This window comes from Streptomyces sp. NPDC001492 (assembly GCF_053597275.1).
Genome location: NZ_JBSFHW010000083.1, coordinates 1 through 25,828, shown reverse-complemented (window position 1 = coordinate 25,828; position 25,828 = coordinate 1). Strand labels below are relative to the sequence as shown.

Sequence of the window (25,828 nt, the reverse complement as noted above, 5' to 3'; positions counted from 1 at the left end):
CCCCGATCGCCGTATACGGCGATCGGGGCCCCGAAATGCCCGGTCAGACGGGTCAGCGGGCGGCTCGGTTGACGGCGGAGACAACCGCCTTCAGCGACGCACGAGTCGTGTTCGCGTCGATGCCGATTCCCCACAGGACCTTGTCGTCGATCGCGCATTCGATGTACGAGGCGGCCTGCGCAGAGGCGCCCTCGCTCATCGTGTGCTCCTGGTAGTCCAGCAGGCGGGCGTCCACGCCCACCTTCTGCAGCGCGTCGAAGAAGGCGGAGATCGGGCCGTTGCCGGTACCGGTCAGGACGGTGTCCTGGCCGTCGACGGTCGCCTCGACCCGCAGCGTGTCCACGCCGTCGGTGTCGGTCGTCGACTGGCCGTTCTTGACCTGAATACGGCCCCACGGGTTCTCGGGGTTCGGCAGGTACTCGTCCTGGAAGACCGCCCAGATGTCGCCGCCGGTGACCTCGCCGCCCTCGGCGTCCGTCTTCGCCTGGATGATCTTCGAGAACTCGATCTGCATCCGGCGCGGCAGGTCCAGCTTGTGGTCGTTCTTCAGGACGTAGGCGATACCGCCCTTGCCGGACTGCGAGTTGACGCGGATGACCGCCTCGTAGGAGCGGCCGACGTCCTTCGGGTCGATCGGCAGGTACGGCACCGCCCACTCGATGTCGTCGACGGTGACGCCCTTGGCCTTGGCGTCGGCCTCCATCGCGTCGAAGCCCTTCTTGATGGCGTCCTGGTGGGAGCCGGAGAAGGACGTGTAGACCAGGTCGCCCACGTACGGGTGGCGCGGGTGGACCTCCATCTGGTTGCAGTACTCCCACGTACGACGGATCTCGTCGATGTCGGAGAAGTCGATCTGCGGGTCGACGCCCTGCGAGAACAGGTTCATGCCCAGGGTGACCAGGTCGACGTTGCCGGTGCGCTCGCCCTGCCCGAACAGACAGCCCTCGACGCGGTCGGCGCCGGCCATCAGGGCCAGCTCGGCGGCGGCGACGGCGGTGCCGCGGTCGTTGTGCGGGTGGATCGACAGGCAGACGTACTCGCGGCGGGACAGGTTGCGGCCCATCCACTCGAAGCGGTCGGCGTGGGTCGAGGGGGTCGAACGCTCAACCGTGGCGGGCAGGTTGAGGATGATCTCGCGGCCCGGGCCGGGCTGCCAGACGTCCATGACCGCCTCGCAGACCTCCAGCGCGAAGTCCAGCTCGGTGTCGGTGAAGATCTCGGGGCTGTACTGGTAGCCGAACTCGGTCTCCGGGCCCAGCAGCTTCTCGGCGTACTCCATGACCAGGCGCGTGCCGTCGACGGCGATCTGCTTGATCTGGTCCTTGGAGCCGCGGAACACGACCCGGCGGAAGACCGGCGCGGTGGCGTTGTACAGGTGGACGGTGGCGCGCTTGGCGCCCTTCAGCGACTCCACGGTCCGCTCGATCAGGTCCTCGCGGGCCTGGGTCAGTACGGAGATGGTGACGTCGTCGGGGATGACCCCGGGCTCCTCGATGATCGACCGTACGAAATCGAAGTCCGTCTGGCCGGAGGCGGGGAAGCCGACCTCGATCTCCTTGTAGCCCATCTTGACCAGCTGGTCGAACATCCGGCGCTTGCGCTCGGGCGACATCGGGTCGATCAGGGACTGGTTGCCGTCGCGCAGGTCGGTCGACAGCCAACGGGGGGCCTGGGTGATCCGCTGCTCGGGCCAGGTGCGGTCGGGGATGTCGACCTGCTCGTACTGGCCGTACTTGTGGATCGGCATGGTGCTGGGCTGCTGGCGGTTCGCCATGATGACTCGGGCTCCTCAGGGTGTCCGGAAGGACGGCCGACGACGCAACGCCAAGCTCCGCGGGGAGGGAGTCGACCTGGACTACAGGCCCTCGCCGCGGCAGCTAAGAAGAAGCAGCCCGAAACGCATGATGCACAGCATGCTAGCCGAGCCCCTTCGGATGCGGGGCGCTGTATCAGTATGCGGGACCCGAAGGATGAATGGGACAAAAAGTGCGCCATACCACTTCGTCACGGAGTGTGCACTTCCCTGTCCGCATATTTCACCAATCATGGTTGCGGGTAGTGACACGGGCATGACCCAGTGCAAGGGTGCCGTGCATGACGAAGACCAACGGGGGCTTCGAGCCCGTCTTCTGCACCGTCGTACCGCCGCATGTCCTCGACAAGCTGGCCCGCAACGACGACCCCGCACTCTCCGGCCCGGCTCGCCGGACCCTGATGCGCGACAGCGAGCTGCGCGGCCGCCGCCGCGTGACGACCGAGTTCGGCCTCGCGGCCGCGCCGGCGGCGAAGGCACCGGCGGACCAGCCGCTGCGCACCATCTACGACGCCGGGCACAGGACCGACCTGCCCGGCCGGAAGGTGCGCGCCGAGGGTGCCGACCCGGTCAGGGACGCCACGGTCAACCGCGCCTACGCGGGCCTCGGCGCCACCTTCGACCTCTACCTCAAGGCCTACCAGCGCCACTCGATCGACGGCGACGGCCTGCCGCTGGACGCCAGCGTCCACTTCGACCACGACTACAACAACGCCTTCTGGAACGGCGAGCAGATGGTGTTCGGCGACGGCGACGGCGAGATCTTCCTCGACTTCACCATCCCGATCGACGTCATCGGCCACGAGCTGACCCACGGCGTCACCCAGCACACCGCGAACCTCACCTACTACGGCCAGCCGGGCGCCCTGAACGAGTCGATGTCCGACGTGTTCGGCTCGCTCATCAAGCAGTACACGCTCGGCCAGACCGCCGCCGAGGCCGACTGGCTGATCGGCGCCGGCCTGCTCGCCCCGAGCGTCACCGGCAAGGCCCTGCGCTCCATGAAGGAACCGGGCACGGCCTACGACGACGACGTGCTCGGCAAGGACCCGCAGCCGGCGACCATGGACGACTACGTCCGCACCGGCCGCGACAACGGCGGTGTCCACATCAACTCCGGCATCCCCAACCACGCGTTCTACCTGGTCGCCTCCGCGCTCGGCGGCCACGCCTGGGAGAAGGCGGGACAGATCTGGTACGACGTCCTGACCGGCGGCGAGCTGTCCTCGCAGGCGCTGTTCAACGACTTCGCGAAGCTCACGGTCGCGGCGGCGAAGGCACGCTTCAACGAGGGCGAGGAGCTCCAGGCCGTGCAGAAGGCGTGGGAACAGGTAGGGGTGCGGATCCTCTGACCGCGTACTAGACAGGGACCCATGCGTATTCAGGTGAGGCGTACGGGTGGGTTCGCGGGCATCGAGCGCCGTGCCGAGGTGGACACCTCGGGCCGGCCCGACGCCCAGGAGTGGCACGCCCTGGCCGAACGCGCGCTCGCGTCCGGCCGGGGCACGCCTCCCCTCGGGGTGCCGGACGGCTTCAGCTACCAGATCACGGTGGACGGGAAGACGGTCTACGCGGCCGATCCCCGGCTCACGGAGGAACAGCGCGAACTGATCCGCCGGGTACTGAAGGAAGGGGCGTAACCGGCAGTTCATGCCTGGGCGTTGACTTCCGTTACCGCCGGTAAGGATGATCCCGCCCATGGCTTCTGATGCAGGCAATCCGATACCCCGCTTCCCGGCCGGCTTCCTGTGGGGCGTGTCGACCTCGGCCCACCAGATCGAGGGCGCCGTGGACGAGCGCGAGCCGTCCGTGTGGGACGCCTTCACGGCCGAGCCGGGACGGGTCAAGGACGGCTCGACCGCGGCGGTGGCCTGCGACCACTACCACCGCTACCGCGAGGACGTGGCCCTGCTGGCCGGCCTCGGCGTGGACGCGTACCGCTTCTCGGTCTCCTGGCCGCGGGTGCGCTCGGCGGACGGCCTCGACTTCTACGACCGTCTCGTCGACGAGTTGCTGGCCGCGGGCGTACGACCGGTGCCCACCCTGTTCCACTGGGACCTGCCGCTGGGGATGGACTGGCTGGAGCGGGACACGGCGGCGCGTTTCGCGGAGTACGTGTCCGTCGTCGCCGAGCGGCTGGGCGACCGGGTGAAGAAGTGGATCACCCTCAACGAGCCCGCCGAACACACGCTGCTGGGCCACGCGCTGGGCGCCCACGCGCCCGGCAAACAGCTGCTCTTCGACGCCCTGCCGGTGGCCCACCACCAGCTGCTGGCCCACGGTCTGGCGGTACGGGCCCTGCGCGCGTCCGGCGCCACGGACATCGGGATCGCCAACTCGCACGGGCCGACCTGGCCGGCGTCCGAGGAGAGCGCGGACGTGGAGGCGGCGGGCTTCTACGACCTGCTGCTGAACCGCCTGTTCGCCGACCCGCTACTGCTCGGCCAGTACCCGGAGGGCATCGGCGAGTTGATGCCGGGCGATGTCGAGTCCGACCTGAAGGTCATCGCGGAACCGCTCGACTGGTACGGCGTCAACTACTACGCGCCGACCCGGGTGGGCGCCCCGCAGGGCGAGGACATCGAGTTCGGCGGGCTGACCATCCCGGCCGAACTCCCCTTCTCGGTACGGCAGATCGAGGGCGTACCGGTGACGGACTTCGGCTGGCCCGTGGTCCCCGAGGGCCTCACGGAGCTGCTCACCGGCTTCCGCGAGCGCTACGGCGACCGCCTCCCGCCCGTCGTCATCACCGAGAACGGCTGCTCCTACCCGGGCCTGGACGACCAGGACCGGATCGCCTACCTCGACGGCCACCTGCGGGCCCTGCACAAGGCCGTCGAGGCGGGCGTGGACGTGCGCGGGTACTTCGTGTGGTCACTGCTGGACAACTTCGAGTGGGCGGAGGGGTACGAGCGCCGGTTCGGCCTGGTGCACGTCGACTTCGAGACGCAGCAGCGGACACCGAAGTCGTCGTACGGCTGGTTCCGGGATGTGCTGCGGGCGCAGAGATGACCGCCACCCGGCCCGTGGAGGCACTCGCCGAGCCCCTCGAACGGGTCGGCCGCGGCTGGACGACCGCCCTCTCGCTCGCCAACGGGGCGATCTGGGTGGGCTGGTACGGCCCCCTGCAGATCCTGCTGGCCTCCCAGGCCAAGGACTTCGCGCCCGGCTCCGGCATGTCCAAGGAGACGACGCTGGCGTGGGTGACGGGGGCCGGGGCGGTGGTGTCCCTGGTCGCCAACCCGCTCTTCGGCGCCCTCTCGGACCGGACGACGTCCCGCTGGGGCCGCCGTACGCCGTGGATCGTGGCCGGGGCGGCGGGCGGCGCGCTGTCGTTGCTGCTGCTCGCGGGCGCGGGCGGGGTGTGGACCATGGCGGCCGGCTGGTGTCTGGTCCAGCTGACACTGAACGCGGCGTTCGCGGCGGTGACCGCTGCGGTGCCGGACCGGGTGCCGCGGATCCAGCGGGGCTCGGTGGGCGGCTGGCTGGGGGCCGCGCAGATCCTGGGCGTGGTCGGCGGGACGGGGCTCGCCACGGCGGCCGGGGGCGTCGGGGCCGGGTATGCGGCCTGTGCGGTGTTCACCGTCGTGGGCGTGCTGCCGTACGTCCTGCGGTACGAGGACCTGCGGCTGGCCGTGGCGGACCGGCCGGCATGGTCGTGGCGGTCCTTCGTCGCCGGGTTCTGGCTGAGTCCGCGCCGGTATCCGGACCTGGGCTGGGCCTGGCTGACCCGCTTTCTGATCAACCTCAGCAACGCGCTGGTGCTGCTGTACCTGCTCTACTACCTGCGGGACCGCCTCCACTACGGCGACCCCGACCAGGGCGTGCTCATCCTGACGGCCGTGAACGGGGTGACGCTGCTCGCCACGGTCGTCGTGGGCGGGGTCTGGTCGGACCGGGTGGGGCGGCGCAAGCCGTTCGTGCTCTGGTCGGGGGTGCTGATGGCGGTGGCGACGGCGGCGCTTGCGGGCTGGCAGACCTGGCCGGGCGCGGTCGTCGCGGCCGCGGTGCTCGGGGTCGGCTTCGGCGTCTTCACCTCGGTCGACTTCGCGCTGATGACGGACGTACTGCCGAAGGCGCTGGACCGGGGCAAGGACCTGGGGGTCATCAATGTGGCCAACGCCCTGCCCCAGGTGGCCGCCCCCGCCCTCGCCGCGCCGATCGTGACGTATCTCGGCGGCTACCGGGTGCTGTACCTGGTGTCGGCGGTGATCGGGCTGGCGGGGGCGGTGCTGGTGGGACGGATCAGGGGGGTCGACTAGGACAGGCGCTGGGCCTGGGCCCCTGGCTAGAGCGCGCCCGCTTCCCGGGCCGCGTACACCGACGGGTACAACGGCCGGTAGCCCAGCTCGCGGCGGATGCGCTCCGTGGACATGATCACGAGCCACGGGTCCGGGTCGGTGCGGTCGTGGAGTACGGCGGGGACCTCGGCCCCGTTGAGCTGGTGCAGTTCGACCGCCGTGACAGGGGCGTCGTCGGCGATGTTGTAGATCCGGCCGGCGATGCCCGGTGCGTGCAGGATGCGCAGCAGTCCCTGGGCGACGTCCGCGTGATGGCCCATGTGCAGCCGCTGCGTGGCCGCCCAGTTCCTGGCCCACATCAGGGACTGGGCGAGATGCGGGTCGCCCTCGCCGTAGACGAAGGGGAGCCGGCCGACGCGTACGTCCATGCCGTCCAGGGCGAGCAGTCGGCGCTCGGCCTCGGCCTTGGACTCGGGGTAGGCACCCCACATCGCCCCGCCGGGCCGGCTCTCGTCGTCCTCGGTCACCGGGCGGCCCCTCCCGACGCCGTACACCAAGCCCGTGCTGACCTGCACGAACCGCCGCACCCCGGAGGCCAGCGCGGCGCGGCCCAGCTCCACGGCCGCGTCCCGGTTGACGGCCCGGGCCTCCTCGTTGGGCACGCCCCGAAAGGCGGCCGCGACGTTGACGACGGCGTCCACCCCGGCCACCGCCTTGCCGAGCGCCTCCGCGTCCCGCAGATCCCCGACCACGACCTCGGCACCCAGCTCGGCGTACGGCTCCCCGCGGGCCTCGTCCCGCACCAGGACCCGCACCTTGTCGTCTGCCCTGCTCTGGGCGATCAGCCTGGGCACGAACCGCCGTCCGACCTGTCCCGTCGTACCGGTCACCAATGTCAGCATGTTCTGCTCCTCTCGTCGACGACCAGCTTTGGACGAGGGGGCGGGGCGCGGGAGAGACCTCCCGATCGGGGGACCGGCAGTCCCTGGATAAGCCGGGCGGACTCCCGCACGCTGGAGAGGTGAACCGAGCCGAACTCGCCGACTTCCTGCGCCGCGGCCGCGCCCGCCTCGACCCGTCCGACGTGGGGCTCACGCCCGGCGCCCGCCGCCGCACGCCGGGCCTGCGCCGTGAGGAGGTGGCGCAGCTGGCGGGCATGTCCGTGGACTACTACACGCGGCTGGAACAGTCCCGGGGGCCGCGCCCGTCCCGCCAGATGCTGACGGCGCTGGCGCGGGCCCTGCGCCTGACGGACGACGAACGGGACCATCTGTTCCACCTGACGGGCGAGGAGCACCCACGGCGTGGAACGGCCGGCGCACACGTCCGACCGGGCCTTCTCCTGGTCCTGGACCGGCTGCACGACACACCGGCGATGGTGGTGAGCGACTGCGGCGAGGTGCTGGCGCAGAACGCGATGTCGCGGGCGCTGAGCGGCGACGCGTTCGCCCGCCCGCCGCGCGAGCGCAACCTGCTCCGCCGCTTCTTCCTGGACCCGACGGCACGGAACCTGTTCCCGCCGGAGGACGTGGCGGAGCATGCCCGAGCCCATGTGGCCAACCTGCGGGCGGTGGCCGCGGCACGGCCCGACGACCCGGAGCCGGCCGCGCTGGTGGCCGAACTGCGGGCGGGCAGCGAGGAGTTCGCCCGGCTGTGGGCCGAGCACGAGGTGGCGGTGCGGCGCCGGTCGACGAAAAGGTTCCAGCATCCGCTGGTCGGGCTTCTCGAGCTGGACTGCGAGATCCTCCTGAACGAGGACGACCACCACCATCTCGTCATCCACACGGCCCGTCCGGGGACGGAGTCGTACGAGCGGCTGCAGCTGCTGCGGGTGGTGGGCCTACAGGACCTGAAGGCTTCCCCCCGGACCCCCGCTCCTCAAACTCCCCCACTGCCTTAAGGGCGTGGGGGGACCCCCAAGGGGCTGAATTTCTTCAGCCCGTCCGGCGTTTGAGGACGAGGCCGTTCAGGCCGAAAGCGGGGGTCTGGGGGCGGCAGCCCCCAGCAGGGGCGGGTCGGCCTCCTAGCCGACCACCGCCCCCAGCGCCTCCTCCGCCCGCCGCTCCCACCCCGCCGCCCCCACGGCGGCGAAGCTCTCCCGCGCGGTGCTCAGAATCGCGCGGGCCGCCTCGTTGCGCCCCAGCCGTCGGTTCACCTCGCCGAGGACCAGGCCGACCCGGCCGGCCACCAGCCGGCTGCGGCAGTCGTCCGCGATCTCCAGCGCGTCCGTCAGAGTCGCCTCGGCCAGCTGTGTGTTCCCCTGGGCGAGCCGGGTCTCCCCCAGGCCGAGCAGCGCGTAGGCGAGGCCGATCATGTCCGCCTTCTCCTTGACGATCCGCACCGCCCGCAGGAACGACTCCTCGGCCGCCGCCGGCTCCCCCTTCGCGAGCCGCACCAGCCCCAGCCGGTACAGCGCCTGGGCCAGGTTGCGGGTGTCGGGCGCACCGCTCTCCTCCAGCTGCACGGCACTGAGAGCGAACGTGAGCGCCGAGTCCACGTTCCCCCGGTCGAGTTCGCTCTCCGCCATGTTGTGCAGGGTGTGCACCTCACCGGTGCGGTTGCCCACCTGGCGGAAGAGGGGCAGCGCCTCAGTGAAGCGCGCAGCCGCACTGTCCGAGTCGCCGCGCATGCGGTCGCCCTGGCCGAGGGAGCGCAGCGCCATCGCCCGCCCGTGGTCCTCCCCGGCCTCCGTGTAGAAGTGCAGCGCCTTCTCGAGATACGAGGCGGCGCTCTCCAGCCGGCTGTAGATCAGTTCCAGGGCCCCCAGACCGAACAGCATCGCCCCCTGACCGCGCAGATCGCCCACGGCACGGGCCGCCTCCAGGGCCACCTCGCAGCAGGCGCGCCAGTCCTCGGTGTAGCTGCGGGTGCCGAAGAAGGCCGACGCACACACCGTCAGGTCCCAGGCGAGTTCGGCCTCGCCCGCCCTGGCGGCCTGCCGCACCGAAGCCACCAGCGCCAGCCGCTCCGCCTCGTACCACGCCAGAGGGACGGTGAGCAGCTCGTCCATGAGGAAGGAGTCGATCCGCCTTCGCTGGACGGTGCTGTGCACCCCGGTGCCATGGCCGCCGTGCTCACGCCGGTCGGCCTCCTCCGCGATGGTCAGGAAGGTGCGCAGGAACCGGGTGGTCGCGGCGAGCCGGTCCGGCTCCGTCTCCTCCTGCCGGGCGCGCTCGGCCGCGTAGAGGCGCACGAGCGTGTGGAAGCGGTACCGCAGTTGTCCGGTGGCGTCCACGCTGACGACTTCCAGGAACTGGGCGTCGACGAGGTCCTCGACGATCCGCTCCGCGTCGAGGACCTCCTTGTTGAGCACCGCGGCGGCGGCCCAGGCCGTGAAGTCCGGTACGTCCAGCAGCCCGAGCCTGCGCAGCAGTCGCGCCGCCTCCTCGTTGAGATAGCGGTAGCTGAGCGCGAGGCTGGCCCGTACCCGCGACTCGCCCTGGCTGAGCTCGTCCAGCCTGCGACGCTCGTCGGTCAGCCGGTTCACCAGGTAGCGCACCGTCCAGTGCGGCTTCGAGGCGAGCCGCGCTGCGGCGATCCTGAGCGCCAGCGGCAGCCGGTCGCACAGCTCGACCAGGCGGGCGGCGTCCGCGCGGGCGGGCGCGATCCTGGCCTTGCCGACGATCGCGGTGAGCAGTTGGATGCCCTCGTCCTCGGAGAGCAGGCCCAGGTGCACCCGGGCCCGGGAGGGCCGGGCGACGAGCTCCTCCATCTGGTCCCGGCTGGTCACCAGGACACAGCACCGACCACTGCCGGGCAGGAGCGGACGGACCTGCGCGTAGGTGCGGGCGTTGTCGAGGACGATGAGGACGCGGCGGTCCGCGAGCAGACTGCGGTAGAGCGCGACGCGCTCCTCCAGGTCGTCGGGGACCTGCTCGCCGGGCACTCCGAGGGAGCGCAGGAACCGGCTGAGTATCTCGTGGGCCCGGACGGGTTCCCGGTGTTCGTCGTAGCCGCACAGGTCGGCGAAGAGCTGGCCGCCGGGGAAGTGCTCGGCGGCGCGGAAGGCCCAGCGCATGGCGAGACCGCTCTTGCCGATGCCGGCGGCGCCGGTGATCAGACCGACCGTGGTGGTGGCCTGGCCCTGGGCGTCGTCGCTCAGCAGGCTCTGAAGAGCGGCGAGTTCCTCGGTGCGGCCGGTGAATGCCGGTACTTCTGGCGGCAGTTCGGACGGGACGGCGGGCGCGACCGGTGCCGGCCGGTGCGACTCGGGCGACGCCGCGGCCGCCAGGGCCGGGTCGTCGCGCAGGATCGCGTCGTGCAGTTCGTTGAGGTCGGGCCCCGGCTCGATGCCGAGTTCCTCGATGAAGTGCTCGCGGGCCTCCCGGTAGGTCTCCATCGCGTCGGCGCGACGGCCCGAGCGGTACTGGGCGAGCATCAGATGGTGCCGGGTGCGCTCGCGCAACTGGTGCTCGCGCACCATGGCGGCGAGTTCCGGGATGAGCTCCTGGTGCTGGCCGAGTTCCAGGCGTACGAGGGTGGAGTCGTCGTAGGCGTTGAGCCGGTGTTCCTCCAGACGGGCCGCCTCGTCCTCGATCAGCTGCCCGTACACCCCTGCGAACGCGGGCCCCCGCCACAGTTGCAGCGCCTGCGTGTAGAGCTGCGCCGCCTGGGACAACTCCCCGTCCTTGGCGGCCTGTTCGGCCTCCCTGACGAGATCGGCGAAGTCGACGGAGTCGAACCGCGACCCCGCGGTGTGGAGCACGTATCCGGGATGCGCGGTGACGATGACGTCGTCGGTGACTCCCGCGGTCTTGAAGAGCTTGCGCAGTGCCGCGACACAGATCGCGACCTGGGTGCGCGCGGTGGGCGGCGGATTGCTGTTCCAGACGGCGTCCACCATGGTGTCCACGGGGACGACACGGCCGGGCGTGAGCAACAGCAGTGCGAGGATGGTCCGTTGACGGCCGCCGCCGATCGGGACGGTCGCCTCCCCCGCGGTCACCGCCAGGGGCCCCAAGACCTTGAAGCTGACGTGTGCGTCCACTCCGGCTCCCCCTTGTCGAAGTCCTGTTTTTCACGGACGACGACCAATGTAGGTCACCTGACGAGATGGTCCCTAGTGCGATGCACTGGCGGCACACGCAATCAACTTCCGTGCGGTGCTGATTGGTTAATTCTCGAACGCTCCGACGAAGCGTGACTCGAGCCGCGGGCCCGTGATATCGGCCCTTAATTCGGCGAGCGCATCGGAGCGGAGGGGAAGAGCAGCGGAAGGACAGAGCAAGGGCAGGTCGGGGAAACGCTCTACCAGCCGATGGGGTCGCCCTGGGAGCCGGCCGAGACCACCGTGCCGCCGGCGGGGGCGGAGTGCGACGTGCCCCACCCGATCGGGTCGGCCAGCACCGAGGCGGCGGCCTGCACCGGCGCCGTGACGGCCACGGCCACTGCGGGGACGGCCACCAGGAGGGTCGAGCCGGCGGTGAGCGCGACGGCGAGGGACTTGACAGCGGCATTCAGCTTCTTCGTCATTGTCTTCGTTTCCTGTCTGTGAGGCGCTCAGTGGTTCTGAGCTGCGCTTCCTTGCGGCTGACAGAAAACTTAAAGACCGGTCTTTTCGGACCGTTATCGGATCAGCTTCGCCTGCCGGGCACGGCGATAACGACGGCGTGCGGAGGTTTTCCACCCCCCGAAGAGCGGAGGATTTCCGGCTACTGGAGCGGCTCGGCGAAACGAAGACTCGGTAGGGCGGCAGAAGCACTGCCGCCGTACGGAGGTGAAAACCCATGACGCCGTTTCCAGCAGCCACGGCCACACTCGCGTCCGCGGTCGGCACCGGTGCGCGGCGGTCGGTCGCCGAATGCCGTATCTGGTCCCTGCCCCCGCTGCCCCGGCCGTCGTCCTGGTTCCATCTGCTCGACAGCACCGAGCTGTCGCGCACCTCGTCCTTCGCCCATGAGCTGGACCTGGCCCGCTTCGTCACCGGGCGCGTGCTCGCCAGGACGGCGCTGGCCCGTCTCCTGGGCACCGGCCCTCAGGCGATCCGTCTGCGCACACGGTGCCCGGGGTGCGGCGGCCCGCACGGCAAACCACAGGCAGTCGGCCTCGCCGAGGGGTGGCAGCTGTCCATCTCCCACTCGGGCCGGCTCGTGGCGGTGGCCCTCGCCCTGGACACCCCAGTGGGCCTGGACGTCGAACGCTACGAGCCCTGGCACGGCCCCGGCCTGCCGCCCGAGTACGAGCTGGTCCTCACGGCTGCCGAACGGGCGGCGGTCGAGCGGCTGCCCCCTCAGCGCCGCACCCGCGCCTGCCTGACCTACTGGGTGCGCAAGGAGGCCGTGCTGAAGGCCACCGGAGAAGGACTCGACACCCCCATGACGGACTTCACGCTCTCCGGCCCCGGACAGCAGCCCGCACTGCTCGGGTGGCACGGTCCGCGGTCCGCCCGTCCGGTTCCCGCGATCGCCGACGTGGAGCTGGACGAGGGCTATCACGCCGCCGTGGCCGCGCTCGACGTCCGTTCGGTACGGCCGACCGTGCACAGCGGCACGGAACTGCTGCCCCGAAACGGCGCTGAGCTGCTCGTTAACTCCGCGCGTTTTCCAGGAAGTTAAAAGGGTCGGCAACGATCGGCCACCGGGGCCTGCCCCTGCCTCACCCCTTCAAGCCTCAACGCCCTTCGAGGAGAACCCGATGCCCAAGATCACCTACGTGGCCGCCGACCGGAGCGAGCAGACAATCGACCTCCCCGTGGGCACCACCGTCATGCGCGGCGCCCTGTCCAACGACATCGACGGCATCGTCGGCCAGTGCGGCGGCTACACCCAGTGCGCCAGCTGCCATGTGTACGTCGACGAGGAAGCCGCCGCAAGGCTGGACCCGGTGAGCGCCGAGGAGGACGAGATGCTGGAGTTCACGGCGTGCCCGCGGGAGCCGGGCAGTCGCCTCAGCTGCCAGATCAAGGTCGGCGAGGACCTCGACGGCCTGCGGGTCCTCCTCCCGGAACGGCAGGGCTGATGGGCACCCACTCGACGCCCGCCCGCATCGTCGTCGTCGGCGCGGGACAGGCCGGCCACCAGACCGCGGCGTTCCTGCGCGAGCGCGGTCACGAAGGCCCGCTCACCCTCGTCGGCGACGAGGGTCTCCTGCCGTACGAACGCCCGCCGCTGTCCAAGGCCTATCTGAAGGGAACAGCAGACGAGAGCGGGCTGTGGCTGCGGCCGGAGACGTTCTATACGCGCAACTCCGTCGAGCGGGTCACCGGCAGCGCCGTCGGCCTCGACCGGGCCGCGCGCACCGTCCGCCTCGCCGACGGAAGCATCCACCGCTACGACCACCTGGTCCTGGCGACCGGCGCCCGGGCCAGGGCCCTGCCGGTTCCCGGCGCCGGACTGCCCGGCGTGCACACCCTGCGCTCCCTGGCGGACGCCCGGGCGCTCAAGGCGCAGCTCGCCGGGGCCGCGCAGGTGGTCGTCGCCGGCGCGGGCTTCGTGGGTCTCGAGTTCGCCGCCGCGGCACAGGAGCTGGGGCATCGCGTGACCGTGGTCGAGGCCATGGGACGTCCCCTCGCCCGGGTCGCCTCGGCCGCGACCGCCGAGCACTTCGCCCGCCTGCACGAACGGCACGGCAACCGGCTGCTCTTCGGGCAGGGGATCACCGGCTTCCACGCGGAGGGCACCGGGCGGGTGGCCGCGGTGGAACTGACCGACGGCCGCCGGCTGCCCGCCGACCTCGTACTGGCCGGTGTCGGGGCCGTGCCGTGCACGGAACTGGCCGAGACGGCCGGACTCGACGTCGCCGGCGGGATCGTCGTGGACTCCCGGCTGCTCACCAGCGACCCGCACATCTCCGCGATCGGCGACTGCGCGATGTTCCCGCACCCGCGCGCCGCCACGCCGCTGCGCATCGAGTCGGTGCAGAACGCCGTCGACCAGGCCCGTCTGGTCGCCGACCGGCTCACCGGCACCACGAGGACCTACGACGACCTGCCCTGGTTCTGGAGCACCCAGTTCTCGGCGACCCTCCAGATCGCGGGGCTCGGCCACGGCCACGACGCCGAACTGGTCCTGGGCGAGCCGGATTCCGGCTCCTTCTCCGTGCTGCTGTTCCGCGACGACCGGCTGATCGCCGTCGAGTCCGTCGGCCGGCCCGCGGACCACATGGCGGCGCGCCGGCTGCTGGCGGGCGGCATCCCCCTCCTCCGCTGGGAGGCGGCCGCGGCGGACTTCACCCTCAAGGGTCATCTCAAGGCCCGCACGGGCCGCCTCGTACCGACACCTGCATGAGGGGCCCACCTGCCCCGCCCCGGCGAGATCCGCTGCCCACCGGCCTGGCTCTCGCACCCCACGCCCCGGCAGGGCGGGCCCCGATCGGGCCACCCGGCCGGCGTCGCGGACGAAGCGGTACCCGATCGGTACCGGTGCTTCCGCGACCACCGTCGCGCACGCGCCCTACCGGTGCGTGCGCGACGTCCCGTGTCCGCCTAGGACAGCGCGGCCGCAGACGGCAACTCCTCGGCCGGTACCGTCCCTTCGACGGCGGCCGACGGCTCGTCGGTGTCCTCGATGACCTGCTCGGCGGCGGAGTCCAGGGTGGTGAGCACCCACTCGGCGACCTCGACACCGCTCTGCTCGGCGGCCCTGTTCCAGCGCTGGTACCGCTCCCGCGCGACGGCCAGCTGGCGGAAGGGGACGGCGTCGGACGCCGCCGTGGGCTCGGCACCCCGGGCTTCCCGCAGCGCGTTGCGCAGTTGCTTGGTCGTCCAGGACAGTTCCTCGGCCCTGAGGAGCCACCGGTCCTGCTCCTCGGTGGGCAGGGAGGCCACCTCGGCGTGGTGCTGGAAGGTCAGCCGCGCGCGCCGCCTGGTCATGTCGAACCGCCGGGCCACCCAGGCGTAGTTGCGCAGTGTCTGGTAGCGCAGCCCGGCGCTGCGGATGCCCTGCAGATAGCGGTCCGAGTAGTGGTCCTTGCCGTAGGTCAGCCAGTCGCCCAGCCACCACGAGGACGAGTCCACCACACCCGCCAGCTGGCGTCCGGCCCGCTCCCACTCGTCGAACGAGAGCACGTCCGGTATCTGCAGGCCGACCCTGGTCGTCAGCACCTGGTCGTTGCGCGGTTTGCGCGTCCCGCGCTGCGGCGGAACATTCCTCGTCGTCCACGGAGTGGGCTGCGGCAGGGCCGTCGTGTGCCCCTCGGCGCCATGGTTCGAGCTCACGTACGTTCCCCCGTCTGTGTCAGTGATCTGGGTCGGTCGTCTCGGTTCTCTGTTCGGGCCGGGGGTCAGGACGCCATCTCGGCCTGGACGTCGAGGACATAGCCCCGGCCCCACACGGTGCGGACGGTGAGGCCCAGCGCGTCGATCCGCTGCCGGACGCGCATCATGTGCAGGTCGAGGGCGTTGCGGGTCATCGGCTCCGCACCCTGGCCGGCCTCGAACCTGAGCACCTCACGCGGCACGACCTGGCCGAAGCGGGACACGAGCAGCGACAGCAGCTCGGCCTGGGTGGGCGAGAGCGTCACCGACCGGGAGGCGAACCACAGCACGCCGTTCTCGTCGAGCTGGGGCGAGCGGAAGCGCCGGTAGCGGTACGCCAGCGCGTCGGCACGCGCCTTGAGGTCGTGGGAGGGCACCGGCGTACGGACCCAGTCCTCGTAGATGTCGTCGCAGACCGGCGCCTGGAGGCCCGCCTCGACCACCAGGATCCGAGGCACGCCACGGGACCTGCACTCCTCGCGCAGGTCCTGCTGGGCAGGCCAGCGCAACAGTTGCACGTCCCTGTTCAGCGACTTGTTGTGGGTCTGTCCTTCTTGCGTGATCATCCGAACCCCGTCTCTTCGGCAGGCCACTCCGCCACAGGACCGCCATAAACATACCAGTGCCCAGGTTTTTTTCACCCTCCCAAGCCGGGATTTTGCACGACCACCCAGAGAGCCCCCCTCACGCAAAGTCCCCTAAATCCGCCCACTGTTGGCAGGTTGGCAGCAGGACGCACGCGGAGGGCTACCTTCAGTGAAGAGACTCGCAACAAACCATCTTGCTGGTTTGTTAATCTTTTACACCGCATCCAGCCTCGGGGAGAAGCCGATGATGAAACAGGAACGTGCCGCCCGCACCCGCCAGTTGCTCATCCGCTCGGCGGCCGAGGCGTTCGAGAGGCACGGGTTCACCCGGGCGAGGCTGGCGGACATCAGCTCCAGCGCCGGGGTCACCACCGGAGCCCTGCACTTCCACTTCCCGAACAAGGACGCCCTGGCCTCGACCGTGGAGACGACGGCGGCCGCGGTCCTGCGCCGCGCGGCCGGCCGTGCAGGACAGCCGGAAGCGAACGCCCTGCAGCGGCTGGTCGGCGCGTCCCACGCCCTGGCCGACCGGCTCCACCAGGACGTCGTGGCCCGCGCGGGCTTCCGGCTCAGCTGCGGCGAGGGCCCGCATCACCCGGACCTCGACCTGCGGGGCGAGTGGTTCGAGTGCATCCGCCACCTGCTCACCGAGGCCGACGGCGACAACCTCCTCGCCGAGGGCGTCTCCCGGCAGGACGCGGCCGCCTCCATCGCAGCGGCCACCACCGGCTTCGAGGTCCTGGGCCGTACGGACCCGACCTGGCTCTCCTCCGCCTCGCTCAGCCGCTTCTGGCGCCTGGTCCTCCCCCGCCTGGCCACGACGGAGGCGCTCGCCGCCCTCGACCTGCCGGCCGGCGAACCCCCGACCGGGTCGCGCGGTGTGAAGATTTTGGAAAATAAAAACTGACTGCCCTGTCTTCTTCGCACAGTTGGCCGGTTACGTTGCCGAGGTCGGCCAGGACATGGAGACGGGGGAACGTTCGATGACACCTGCGCAGGCTGCGCTGAGACCTGCCCTGAGCACGTCCGCGGGGGACCTGTCCCTTGCGGGGAAGGTCGTCCTCATCACGGGCGCCAGCAGCGGGATCGGACAGGCGGCGGCACGCCTGTTCGCCCGGCGGGGAGCCTGTGTGGTGCTGGTCTCCCGCAGGGAGAAGAAGCTGGTGGACCTCGTGGACGAGATCCGGGCCGCAGGGGGGCAGGCCTCCTGCGCGGTGGGGGACGTGCAGAACTCCGAGGAGATCGCCCGCGCCGTCGCACACGCGACGACCACGTACGGCCGCCTGGACGCCGCCTTCAACAATGCCGGCACGGTGGTGGCCCCGCTGCCCCTTCATCTGGTGGAGGACGAGGCGTACGACGAGGTCATGAACACCAATGTGCGCGGGGTGTGGAACTGCATGCGCCACGAGATCAGCGCCCTGATCTCCTCGGGCGGCGGCTCCATCGTCAACACCAGCAGTACGGCCGGCCTGGTGGCCACGTCGGCCGGTGCCGCGTACATCGCCTCCAAGCACGCCGTCATCGGCCTGACCAAGGCGGCCGCGGTCGAGTACGTGAAGGACGGTATCCGCGTCAACGCCATCGCCCCCGGCCTGACCCGGTCGGAAATGACCGACGGCTGGTTCGCCCGCCACGCCGGGGCCAGGGAGCGCAGCCTCACCTCGGCACCTCAGGCCCGCGTCGCCGACCCGGAGGAAGTGGCCGAGGCCGCCGCCTGGCTGTGCAGCGACGCGGCCTCGTTCGTCACCGGCGCGACCCTGCCCGTGGACGGCGGAGCCACCGCCTGGTGAACCACCCGGTCAGACCGGCTGCGCCGCCTCGAGCTCCTTGCTCCTGATCTGCCCGTACACCCGCGCCCCGCGGTCCGCCGCCGTGTCCAGGTTCGCCAGGACCGCGGGGGCCGCGATCGAGGGCAGCAGGTGCCGGAAGAGGACAGAGATCCGGTGCTCGATGTCCGCCAGGTCCTTCTCGAGGTGCGAGTAGGTCTGGGCGCCGTGGAAGGACGTCAGGACGAACTCCGCGGTCTCCCGCGGCACCACGTGCGCGAGGACCTCGTTGCGTTGCTGCGCCTCGACCAGATAGCGGGTGAGCAGCTCTATCCAGGCCGGCCAGGCGCTGCCGTAGTGGCTGCGTCCGTCCCGGTCCTCCGAGAGCTTGGCGCCGGCGCGCAGCACGGGATCGTGCGACAGCCGGTGGGCCACCACCATGGCGGTGTCCACCATCTCCTGGAGCTTGAAGCTCTGGGCGGGGACGTCCAGCGACGTCTGCACCTCCAGGACCCCCTTGGCCAGGGCCTGCTTCGAGTCGAAGTGGAAGTACAAGGCGCCTTTGGTGACTCCGGCGACCTTGAGGATGTCGGCGACGGTCGTGGCGGCGTACCCGCGCTCGGCGAACACCTCGGCTGCCGCGTGCAGAATCACCCCGCGGGTCCGGATCGCACGCTCCTGCTGCGCCATGGGACCTCCCCTCAGGTCGAGGACTTGCCTGGGACGGTCACACAAAGAAACCGCCAAGCACGTACCTTATATACCCAAGGGGAAAGCCGTAAGAGACCGAGTGGTCCAATTACCGGTCCGGACGTCGATCTGCACAGATCGAACACGGCACGCCTCGGCACAAAGGAACACGGACTGCCCGGTTCCGGCGCTCGGCCCGGGCGGCACGGAGATACGCGGCAGAGCGCGGATCAGCGGCGGCCCACCGCGGTGGCCGCGGCCGCGGCCTCGGCGTCGACGGTCCGCAGCAGCCCTTCGTCGATCGCCTCGAGCGACGGGACCACATGGCGCACGCCGGCCCGCCGCATCAGTTGCTCCTGGAAACTGTGCTCGTAGTCGGTCGGGCACCCGATGAACGGAGCGCCGAGCGCCTGCGCCGCCTCCGCCACGCTCGCCGCGTCGTCGATGAACAGCGCCTGGTCGCAGCGGAGCCCGAAGACGTCCTCCGCGATCTCCCGGATCCCCGGCCGGACGGCATCGGTGCACATGTACACGGGATCGTCGAAGAACCGTGCGTACGCCTCGAGATGCGCGTCGAAGTGCGAGCGGTCGAGCCCGCCGTAGCAGACCACGCGGACCCCGAGATCACGCAGCACGGCGAGCAGGTCGCCCGCGCCGGGCTGCACTCGGAGCGGATGCTCCCGGAGGTACTCGTCCCGCTCGCGGAAGTAGGCCCGCGCCAGTTCCTCCGGGGTCCCCTCCAGCCCGGTGGCCGCGGCCGCCTCCAGCCGCGGGCGGGACAGCACCGCGTGTTCGACCTCGGCCGTGTACCGCCCGCCGCGGCTCACGATGAACCGGTGGATCACGGGGCTGAACGTGTCGTTGAGCAGCACGCCGTCGATGTTCACCGCGACCAGTCGCAGATGGCAGAGGGTCATGTGGGCTCCCGCGTTTCATAAACCAGGCACGCGGTTTCATCGGCGGGTCATTTCGCCCCCCGTGACCCGATCGCGCCCCAACTCCTGCATCATCCATCGCAATTGGTGGCCACACCAGCCTTGAAAAAAACCGGTGAGTACGTATCTTTGGAGCATCCATTCGCCTCCTTGGGGGAGAGGTCCATGAGTGTGCTGACGGTTCATGAGCCAGAGCACCGCCACATCGACCGACCGGAGGAACACCTTCCCGGAGAACGACTCGACGAGCTGCCACGGCTGACCACCACGGTCCCTCGGGAGTACGTCCACCGGGCCTCCGTCGCCGAGGTCTTCCTGACCAGTTGCACGCGGATCGACGAGACGCACTTCGCGCTCACCGGGCAGTGGCCCCGGGCGCACACCTACTTCAACAGCTCCGACGGCCTGCGGCACGACCCTCTGCAGATCGCCGAAACCATTCGCCAGGCGGGCCTGTGCCTGGCCCACGCGGAGCTCGGAGTTTCGCTCGGCCAGCACTTCGTGCTGTGGGACCTGAGCTGGACGGCCGCACCGGAGCAGCTCGGCATCGGGGCCACGCCGACCGACTTCGCCGTGGACGCCGTGATCGCCACCGAAGGCCGCAAGAACGCCGTGACGGTCAAGAGACGCCTGGAGGTGACGATCCGGCGCGACGGCCGTACCGCCGCGACGGGCACCTCTCGCTTCACCTGCCTCACGCCGGAGACCTACCGACGACTGCGGGGGGACGCGCTGTCGTCCTCACCCGGCCCCGGGCCGCAGGAGCACCCGGCCCGCATGGACCCGGCCGAGGTCGGCCGGACCCTCCCGAGCGAGGTGGTGCTCGCGCCCACCGACCGGCCGCACCGCTGGCTGCTCGCCCCCGACACCCGGCACCCGGTGATGTTCGACCACGCCGGCGATCACATCCCCGGCATGGTGCTCATGGAGGCGGTGCGTCAGGCCTCCTGCGCCCTGCTCGGACCGGCCGCCACCCTGATCCCGGTGCAGGCGTCCACGGAGTTCCACCGCTATGTCGAGTTCTCCGCCCCCTGCTGGATCGAGGCCACTCCCCTGCCCCGCCGGGCGGACGGACGGGCCGGCTTCCTGGTGACGGGCCGCCAGGACGGCAGGACGGTGTTCACCTCCTCGGTCTCCGGCCCGGTCGCCCCACGCTGATCGTTTTCAGAGCACCGCTCATCCTCTGATACGCTGCTCCAGCGACGTCACCCCAGCTGACGAGGGCCCCCGCAGTCACCAGATGACAGCGGCGGAAACTCGCTGGGGACACGCAGAACGGTGTGCGACACTGGGTTCACTGGTTCGCACAACACAAGGTCCTGTGGAGCAGTTTGGAGTGCTCGCCACCCTGTCAAGGTGGAGGCCGCGGGTTCAAATCCCGTCAGGACCGCTGAGGTCTCCTCGGAGACCTCGTGGCTGGGTAGCTCAGTTGGTACGAGCGATCGCCTGAAAAGCGATAGGTCGCCGGTTCGACCCCGGCCCCAGCCACACGGCATGAAAGCCCCGTCTCCGGACGGGGCTTTCGTCATGCATACGGCCGTGGAGGGCTGCGATGAGCGACGGGTTCCAGGGCTTCGACATCGTGCGGCGAGGCTACGACCGTGCCCAGGTCGACGAGTATCTACGACTCCTCGGAGCCGGCACGGCACCCACCGCACCGCCCGCCTTCGACCTCGCCCGCCGGGGCTACGACCGGGCACAGGTCGACGCCCGGATCGCCGAGCTGCGGGCCCGCTGAGCCTGTCGGGCCGGCCGCTTGGCAGCGCTGCGGTGCAGCGCTACGTTCTGGCTGGTCGGCGTAGGACCAAGGGGGGCGGGGGACGATGAGCCGGGACGAGGCCAAGGCCATCCGGGATGTCGAGCTGGAGAAGGACCGGGCCCGGTACGGGCTGCTGGCCGTGGTGATCAGCAATCTTGCGATCGCGGGCGTGGCAATCTTCGGGGTGTGGCGGCTCGACGGGGACAAGGCGGTGATCGTGGGCGTGCTCACGGCCGCCTTCACCGCCGTGAGCAGCATGACCACCGCCTACCTGGGGATCAAGGCCGTCTCCAACACCGCCAGGTCCATCGCGCTGGGGGACGGCGGTCTGCGGCAGCAGCAGCCGCCCGCGCCCGCGCCGTCTCCGGGGCAGCGGACCGGCTGAGCCACCCCCGCGGGGCCGCCGGGCGACAATTCGTTCGCCACGGATTTCTCCGGGATGAGATCCTGGATCGCGTATGTCTACGCACCCTGCCCCCGCCACCCCGGCCCTCGGCACCCTCGCCCCCCGCCTGACCGAGCTGTCTCTGCGCGACGCGCACCGGCTCGGGCGCAGGCTCGAAGGCGCGCGCAAGATCCGTAAGCCCGAGGCCCAGGCCGCGGTCCTCGCCGAGATCGAGGCGGAGATCGCGAAGGCCGAGGGGCGGATGGGCGAGCGGCGCGGCCGGGTCCCCGCCGTCTCGTATCCCGAGCAGCTGCCGGTCAGCCAGAAGAAGGACGTCATCGCGGAGGCCATCCGCGATCACCAGGTCGTCATCGTCGCCGGTGAGACCGGGTCCGGAAAGACCACCCAGATCCCCAAGATCTGCCTGGAGCTCGGGCGGGGGGTGCGCGGCATGATCGGGCACACCCAGCCCCGTCGTATCGCCGCCCGCACGGTCGCCGAGCGGGTGGCCGAGGAGATGGACACCCCGCTCGGCGAGGCCGTGGGCTGGAAGGTGCGGTTCACCGACCAGGTCAACCAGGACTCGACCTTCATCAAGCTGATGACGGACGGCATCCTGCTCGCCGAGATCCAGACCGACCGCGAGCTGCGCGCCTACGACACGATCATCATCGACGAGGCCCACGAGCGGTCCCTCAACATCGACTTCCTGCTCGGGTATCTCGCGCAGCTGCTGCCGAAGCGGCCCGACCTCAAGGTCGTGATCACCTCCGCGACCATCGACCCCGAGCGCTTCTCCCGGCACTTCGGCGACGCCCCGATCATCGAGGTCAGCGGGCGGACGTACCCCGTCGAGGTCCGCTACCGGCCCCTCCTCGAAGAGGACGGCGACGACTCCGACCGCGACCAGATCACCGCGATCTGCGACGCGGTCGAGGAGCTCCAGGGCGAGGGCAAGGGCGACATCCTCGTCTTCCTCTCCGGCGAGCGCGAGATCCGCGACACGGCGGACGCGCTGGTGAAGAAGAACTACCGGTTCACCGAGGTCCTGCCGCTCTACGCGCGCCTCTCGCACGCCGAGCAGCACCGCGTCTTCCAGCCGCACACGGGCCGCAGGATCGTTCTGGCCACGAACGTCGCCGAGACCTCGCTGACCGTCCCGGGCATCAAGTACGTCATCGACCCGGGCTTCGCCCGGATCAGCCGCTACAGCCACCGCACCAAGGTCCAGCGCCTGCCGATCGAGCCGATCTCGCAGGCCAGCGCCAACCAGCGCAAGGGCCGCTGCGGGCGTACCTCCGACGGCATCTGCATCCGCCTCTACTCCGAGGACGACTTCCTCGCCCGCCCGGAGTTCACGGACGCGGAGATCCTCCGCACGAACCTGGCGTCCGTCATCCTGCAGATGACCGCGGCCGGCCTCGGCGACATCGAGAAGTTCCCCTTCATCGACCCGCCGGACCACCGCAACATCCGCGACGGCGTGCAGCTGCTCCAGGAGCTGCACGCGCTGGACCCGGCGGAGAAGGACGTACGCAAGCGGCTCACCCCGACCGGCCGCAGGCTCGCCCAGCTGCCCGTCGACCCGCGGCTGGCCCGTATGGTCCTGGAGGCCGACAAGAACGGCTGTGTCCGCGAGGTCATGGTCATAGCCGCCGCGCTGTCCATCCAGGACCCGCGCGAGCGCCCCGCAGACAAACAGGCCCAGGCGGACCAGCAGCACGCCCGCTTCAAGGACGAGACCAGCGACTTCCTCGCCTACCTCAACCTGTGGCGCTACATCCGCGAGCAGCAGAAGGAGCGGGGGTCGAGCTCCTTCCGCCGGATGTGCAAGCAGGAGTACCTCAACTTCCTGCGCATTCGCGAATGGCAGGACATCTACACGCAGTTGAGGACGGTCGCCAAGCAGATGGGCATCCACCTCAACGAGGAGGACGCCCCCGCCGACCGCATCCATGTCTCCCTCCTCGCCGGCCTGCTCTCGCACATCGGCATGAAGGACGTGAAGGACGGCGCGAAGAACGAGTATCTGGGCGCCCGGAACGCCAAGTTCGCGGTCTTCCCGGGCTCGGCCCTCTTCAAGAAGCCGCCGCGGTTCGTGATGTCCGCGGAGCTGGTGGAGACGTCCCGGCTCTGGGCCCGCGTCAACGCGAGGATCGAGCCGGAGTGGGTCGAGCCGCTCGCGGAGCATTTGCTGAAGCGCACGTACAGCGAACCGCACTGGGAGAAGGACCAGGCGGCCGTGATGGCGTACGAGAAGGTCACGCTGTACGGCATCCCGATCGTCGCCCAGCGGAAGGTGAACTACGGCCGCATCGACCCCGAGGTCTCCCGCGAGCTGTTCATCCGCAACGCGCTCGTCGAGGGCGACTGGCGCACGCACCACAAGTTCTTCGCCGACAACCGCAGACTCCTCAGCGAGGTCGAGGAGCTGGAGCACCGCGCCCGGCGCCGGGACATCGTCGTCGACGACGACACGCTCTTCGACTTCTACGACCAGAAGGTGCCCGAACACGTCGTGTCCGGCGCGCACTTCGACTCCTGGTGGAAGCGGAAGCGGCACGAGCAGCCGGAGTTCCTGGACTTCGAGCGGGAGATGCTCATCCGGGAGTCGGCGGAGGCGGTCACCAAGGCCGACTATCCGGACTCGTGGCGGCAGGGGCCGCTGAAGTTCCGGGTGACGTACCAGTTCGAGCCGGGAGCCGACGCGGACGGTGTGACGGTCCATGTCCCCCTCCAGGTCCTCAACCAGGTCACGGACGAGGGCTTCGACTGGCAGATCCCGGGCCTGCGGGAGGAGCTCGTCACCGAGCTGATCCGCTCCCTGCCCAAGCCGATCCGCCGCCACTACGTGCCGGCACCGAACTTCGCCAAGCGCTTCCTGGATACGGCCGTCCCCTTGCAGGAGCCGTTGACGGTGACGATGGCGCGCGAGCTGAAGCGCATGGTCGGCGTGCCCTTCGAGGCGTCGGACTTCGACTGGTCGAAGGTCCCGGACCATCTGCGCATCACGTTCCGCATCGTCGACGAGCGGCGGCGCAAGCTGGCCGAGGACAAGGACCTGGAGGCACTGCGGCTCCAGCTGAAGCCGAAGGCCCGCAAGGCCCTCTCCCAGGCCGCCGCGGCCACCGCCTCGCGCGAGGGCGGCCCCTCCCTGGAGCGCAAGGGCCTGACGGACTGGACGATCGGCTCGCTGACCCGCGTCTTCGAGACGCGCCGGGCGGGCCAGCCGGTGAAGGCCTATCCGGCGCTGGTCGACGACGGCGACACGGTCTCGGTCCGCCTCTTCGACACGGAGGCGGAACAGGCGGAGGCGATGTGGAAGGGCACGCGCAGGCTGATCCTGCGCAACATCCCGGTCAATCCCGCCAAATTCGCGAGCGACCGCCTGACGAACGCCCAGAAGCTCGCCCTGTCCGCGAACCCGCACGGCTCGATCCAGGCCCTGTTCGACGACTGCGCGATGGCGGCGGCGGACAAGCTGATCGGGGACTTCGGCGGCCCGGCCTGGGACGAGGAGTCGTACCGGAAGCTGTACGACAAGGTGCGCGCGGAGATCGTGGACTCGACGGTCCGTACGGTGGGGCAGGTGCAGCAGGTACTGGCCGCCTGGCAGGCCTGTGAGCGCCGTCTGAAGGCCGTACGCAGCCCTGCGCTGCTCCCGAACCTCCAGGACGTCCGGGGGCAGTTGGACGGCCTGGTGAAGCCCGGCTTCGTGACGGAGACGGGGCTTCGCCGCCTGCCCGACCTGATGCGCTACCTGGTCGCCGCGGACCGCCGCCTCCAGCAGATGCCGACGGGTGTCCAGCGGGACACGACGCGCATGGAGAAGGTCCACGAGATGCAGGACGAGTACGCATGGCTCCTGGAGCAGCTGCCCCAGGGCCGGCCGGTTCCCTCCTCGGTGCTGGACATCCGCTGGATGATCGAGGAGCTCCGGGTCAGCTATTTCGCCCATGCGCTGGGGACGGCGTACCCGGTCTCCGACAAGCGGATCGTGAAGGCGATCGACGCGGCCGCCCCGTAACCGGCCGCACACAGTGGGTGAGTTCGACCGGCGGGCTCACCCTCCTGTACAGTCTCTTCTCGCAGCGCAACGCACGAATGGCGCCGCGAAACCTGGTCCTGTGGAGCAGTTTGGAGTGCTCGCCACCCTGTCAAGGTGGAGGCCGCGGGTTCAAATCCCGTCAGGACCGCAGCGAAGTGAGAAAGCCCGCACCCACAAGGTGCGGGCCTTCTTCGCACCCGAACACATCCCTCACTCGCCACCCTGCCAAGGTGAAGGCCGCGCCCGCGGCGCAGCCGCCACCGGGTACAGCAAATCCCGTCAGGACCGCAGCGAAGTGAGAAAGCCCGCACCGACAAGGTGCGGGCCTTCTTCGCACCCGAACACATCCCTCACTCGCCACCCTGCCAAGGTGAAGGCCGCGCCCGCGGCGCAGCCGCCACCGGGTAC

General features: G+C 70.3%; 22 protein-coding genes and 3 tRNA genes. 17 read left to right on the top strand and 8 right to left on the bottom strand.

The window, feature by feature from the left end:
• Positions 1-52: 52 nt before the first annotated feature.
• The gene (leuA, locus tag ACWC1K_RS48840) at positions 53-1,774 is read right to left on the bottom strand and encodes a 2-isopropylmalate synthase (RefSeq protein WP_450840467.1); all 1,722 of its coding nucleotides are present in this window, start codon (positions 1,772-1,774) and stop codon (positions 53-55) included.
• Positions 1,775-2,094: 320 nt separating this feature from the next.
• On the opposite strand from leuA, the gene ACWC1K_RS48835 reads away from it, so the two are divergent.
• From ACWC1K_RS48835 to ACWC1K_RS48820, 4 genes are read left to right on the top strand one after another with little or no spacing between them, the layout of a single operon-like run.
• Complete coding sequence (locus ACWC1K_RS48835) at positions 2,095-3,165, top strand: M4 family metallopeptidase (protein ID WP_450840465.1); 1,071 nt, start codon at positions 2,095-2,097, stop codon at positions 3,163-3,165.
• A 21-nt stretch (positions 3,166-3,186) separates the two neighbouring features.
• Positions 3,187-3,453 (top strand): protealysin inhibitor emfourin, encoded by a 267-nt coding sequence (locus ACWC1K_RS48830; RefSeq protein WP_450840463.1) that lies wholly within the window; start codon positions 3,187-3,189, stop codon positions 3,451-3,453.
• A gap of 58 nt (positions 3,454-3,511) precedes the next feature.
• The gene (locus tag ACWC1K_RS48825; RefSeq protein WP_450840462.1) at positions 3,512-4,825 is read left to right on the top strand and encodes a GH1 family beta-glucosidase; all 1,314 of its coding nucleotides are present in this window, start codon (positions 3,512-3,514) and stop codon (positions 4,823-4,825) included.
• Positions 4,822-6,075: an MFS transporter gene (locus ACWC1K_RS48820; RefSeq protein ID WP_450840460.1), complete on the top strand. Its 1,254-nt coding sequence runs from the start codon at positions 4,822-4,824 to the stop codon at positions 6,073-6,075. The genes ACWC1K_RS48825 and ACWC1K_RS48820 overlap by 4 nt, the downstream gene beginning before the upstream one ends.
• A gap of 26 nt (positions 6,076-6,101) precedes the next feature.
• On the opposite strand, the gene ACWC1K_RS48815 is transcribed toward ACWC1K_RS48820, so the two are convergent.
• A complete protein-coding gene (locus ACWC1K_RS48815; protein WP_450840459.1) occupies positions 6,102-6,956 on the bottom strand; it encodes an NAD-dependent epimerase/dehydratase family protein in 855 nt (284 codons plus the stop codon).
• A 119-nt stretch (positions 6,957-7,075) separates the two neighbouring features.
• Here ACWC1K_RS48815 and ACWC1K_RS48810 point away from each other — a divergent pair, with 119 nt between their 5' ends.
• Positions 7,076-7,954, top strand: a complete 879-nt coding sequence (locus ACWC1K_RS48810; protein ID WP_450840458.1) for a helix-turn-helix transcriptional regulator — start codon at positions 7,076-7,078, stop codon at positions 7,952-7,954.
• Positions 7,955-8,077: 123 nt separating this feature from the next.
• Here ACWC1K_RS48810 and ACWC1K_RS48805 read toward each other — a convergent pair whose 3' ends face one another.
• Positions 8,078-11,041 (bottom strand): BTAD domain-containing putative transcriptional regulator, encoded by a 2,964-nt coding sequence (locus ACWC1K_RS48805; protein WP_450840457.1) that lies wholly within the window; start codon positions 11,039-11,041, stop codon positions 8,078-8,080.
• A 260-nt stretch (positions 11,042-11,301) separates the two neighbouring features.
• The gene (locus ACWC1K_RS48800) at positions 11,302-11,526 is read right to left on the bottom strand and encodes a hypothetical protein (RefSeq protein ID WP_450840456.1); all 225 of its coding nucleotides are present in this window, start codon (positions 11,524-11,526) and stop codon (positions 11,302-11,304) included.
• A 254-nt stretch (positions 11,527-11,780) separates the two neighbouring features.
• Between ACWC1K_RS48800 and ACWC1K_RS48795 the strand changes: the two genes are divergently transcribed.
• The 3 genes from ACWC1K_RS48795 (at position 11,781) to ACWC1K_RS48785 (ending at position 14,279) form a co-directional block, all read left to right on the top strand.
• A complete protein-coding gene (locus ACWC1K_RS48795) occupies positions 11,781-12,608 on the top strand; it encodes a 4'-phosphopantetheinyl transferase family protein (protein ID WP_450840455.1) in 828 nt (275 codons plus the stop codon).
• A gap of 79 nt (positions 12,609-12,687) precedes the next feature.
• Positions 12,688-13,011 carry a 2Fe-2S iron-sulfur cluster-binding protein gene (locus tag ACWC1K_RS48790; RefSeq protein ID WP_450840453.1) on the top strand — a complete coding sequence of 108 codons (324 nt, stop codon included), beginning with the start codon at positions 12,688-12,690 and terminating at the stop codon, positions 13,009-13,011.
• Complete coding sequence (locus tag ACWC1K_RS48785; RefSeq protein WP_450840451.1) at positions 13,011-14,279, top strand: NAD(P)/FAD-dependent oxidoreductase; 1,269 nt, start codon at positions 13,011-13,013, stop codon at positions 14,277-14,279. Before ACWC1K_RS48790 ends, ACWC1K_RS48785 begins: the two co-directional genes overlap by 1 nt.
• A gap of 197 nt (positions 14,280-14,476) precedes the next feature.
• Here the strand turns inward: ACWC1K_RS48785 and ACWC1K_RS48780 are convergent, their stop codons facing one another.
• Together ACWC1K_RS48780 and ACWC1K_RS48775 are read right to left on the bottom strand one after the other, a co-directional pair.
• The gene (locus ACWC1K_RS48780; protein ID WP_450840449.1) at positions 14,477-15,208 is read right to left on the bottom strand and encodes an LmbU family transcriptional regulator; all 732 of its coding nucleotides are present in this window, start codon (positions 15,206-15,208) and stop codon (positions 14,477-14,479) included.
• Positions 15,209-15,273: 65 nt separating this feature from the next.
• Positions 15,274-15,813 (bottom strand): helix-turn-helix domain-containing protein, encoded by a 540-nt coding sequence (locus ACWC1K_RS48775; protein ID WP_450840448.1) that lies wholly within the window; start codon positions 15,811-15,813, stop codon positions 15,274-15,276.
• A 265-nt stretch (positions 15,814-16,078) separates the two neighbouring features.
• Here ACWC1K_RS48775 and ACWC1K_RS48770 point away from each other — a divergent pair, with 265 nt between their 5' ends.
• Together ACWC1K_RS48770 and ACWC1K_RS48765 are read left to right on the top strand one after the other, a co-directional pair.
• A complete protein-coding gene (locus ACWC1K_RS48770) occupies positions 16,079-16,741 on the top strand; it encodes a ScbR family autoregulator-binding transcription factor (RefSeq protein ID WP_450840447.1) in 663 nt (220 codons plus the stop codon).
• A 76-nt stretch (positions 16,742-16,817) separates the two neighbouring features.
• Positions 16,818-17,627, top strand: a complete 810-nt coding sequence (locus ACWC1K_RS48765) for an SDR family NAD(P)-dependent oxidoreductase (RefSeq protein ID WP_450840446.1) — start codon at positions 16,818-16,820, stop codon at positions 17,625-17,627.
• A 9-nt stretch (positions 17,628-17,636) separates the two neighbouring features.
• Here ACWC1K_RS48765 and ACWC1K_RS48760 read toward each other — a convergent pair whose 3' ends face one another.
• Both ACWC1K_RS48760 and ACWC1K_RS48755 read right to left on the bottom strand, forming a co-directional pair.
• Positions 17,637-18,293, bottom strand: coding sequence for a ScbR family autoregulator-binding transcription factor (locus ACWC1K_RS48760; RefSeq protein WP_450840444.1), 657 nt, complete (start codon positions 18,291-18,293; stop codon positions 17,637-17,639).
• A gap of 230 nt (positions 18,294-18,523) precedes the next feature.
• Positions 18,524-19,210: an HAD family phosphatase gene (locus tag ACWC1K_RS48755; protein ID WP_450840442.1), complete on the bottom strand. Its 687-nt coding sequence runs from the start codon at positions 19,208-19,210 to the stop codon at positions 18,524-18,526.
• A 183-nt stretch (positions 19,211-19,393) separates the two neighbouring features.
• Here ACWC1K_RS48755 and ACWC1K_RS48750 point away from each other — a divergent pair, with 183 nt between their 5' ends.
• The 7 genes from ACWC1K_RS48750 (at position 19,394) to ACWC1K_RS48720 (ending at position 25,568) form a co-directional block, all read left to right on the top strand.
• Positions 19,394-20,386 (top strand): ScbA/BarX family gamma-butyrolactone biosynthesis protein, encoded by a 993-nt coding sequence (locus ACWC1K_RS48750; protein WP_450840440.1) that lies wholly within the window; start codon positions 19,394-19,396, stop codon positions 20,384-20,386.
• Between the two features lie 157 nt (positions 20,387-20,543).
• A tRNA-Asp gene (locus ACWC1K_RS48745) sits at positions 20,544-20,618 on the top strand.
• Between the two features lie 24 nt (positions 20,619-20,642).
• Positions 20,643-20,716, top strand: a tRNA-Phe gene (locus tag ACWC1K_RS48740).
• Between the two features lie 64 nt (positions 20,717-20,780).
• Complete coding sequence (locus ACWC1K_RS48735; RefSeq protein ID WP_450840438.1) at positions 20,781-20,966, top strand: DivIVA domain-containing protein; 186 nt, start codon at positions 20,781-20,783, stop codon at positions 20,964-20,966.
• Positions 20,967-21,051: 85 nt separating this feature from the next.
• Positions 21,052-21,372 carry a hypothetical protein gene (locus tag ACWC1K_RS48730; protein ID WP_450840436.1) on the top strand — a complete coding sequence of 107 codons (321 nt, stop codon included), beginning with the start codon at positions 21,052-21,054 and terminating at the stop codon, positions 21,370-21,372.
• 73 nt (positions 21,373-21,445) lie between these two features.
• On the top strand, positions 21,446-25,399 hold the full coding sequence (gene hrpA, locus ACWC1K_RS48725; protein ID WP_450840434.1) for an ATP-dependent RNA helicase HrpA: 3,954 nt from the start codon (positions 21,446-21,448) through the stop codon (positions 25,397-25,399).
• Between the two features lie 94 nt (positions 25,400-25,493).
• Positions 25,494-25,568, top strand: a tRNA-Asp gene (locus ACWC1K_RS48720).
• Positions 25,569-25,828 lie beyond the last annotated feature (260 nt).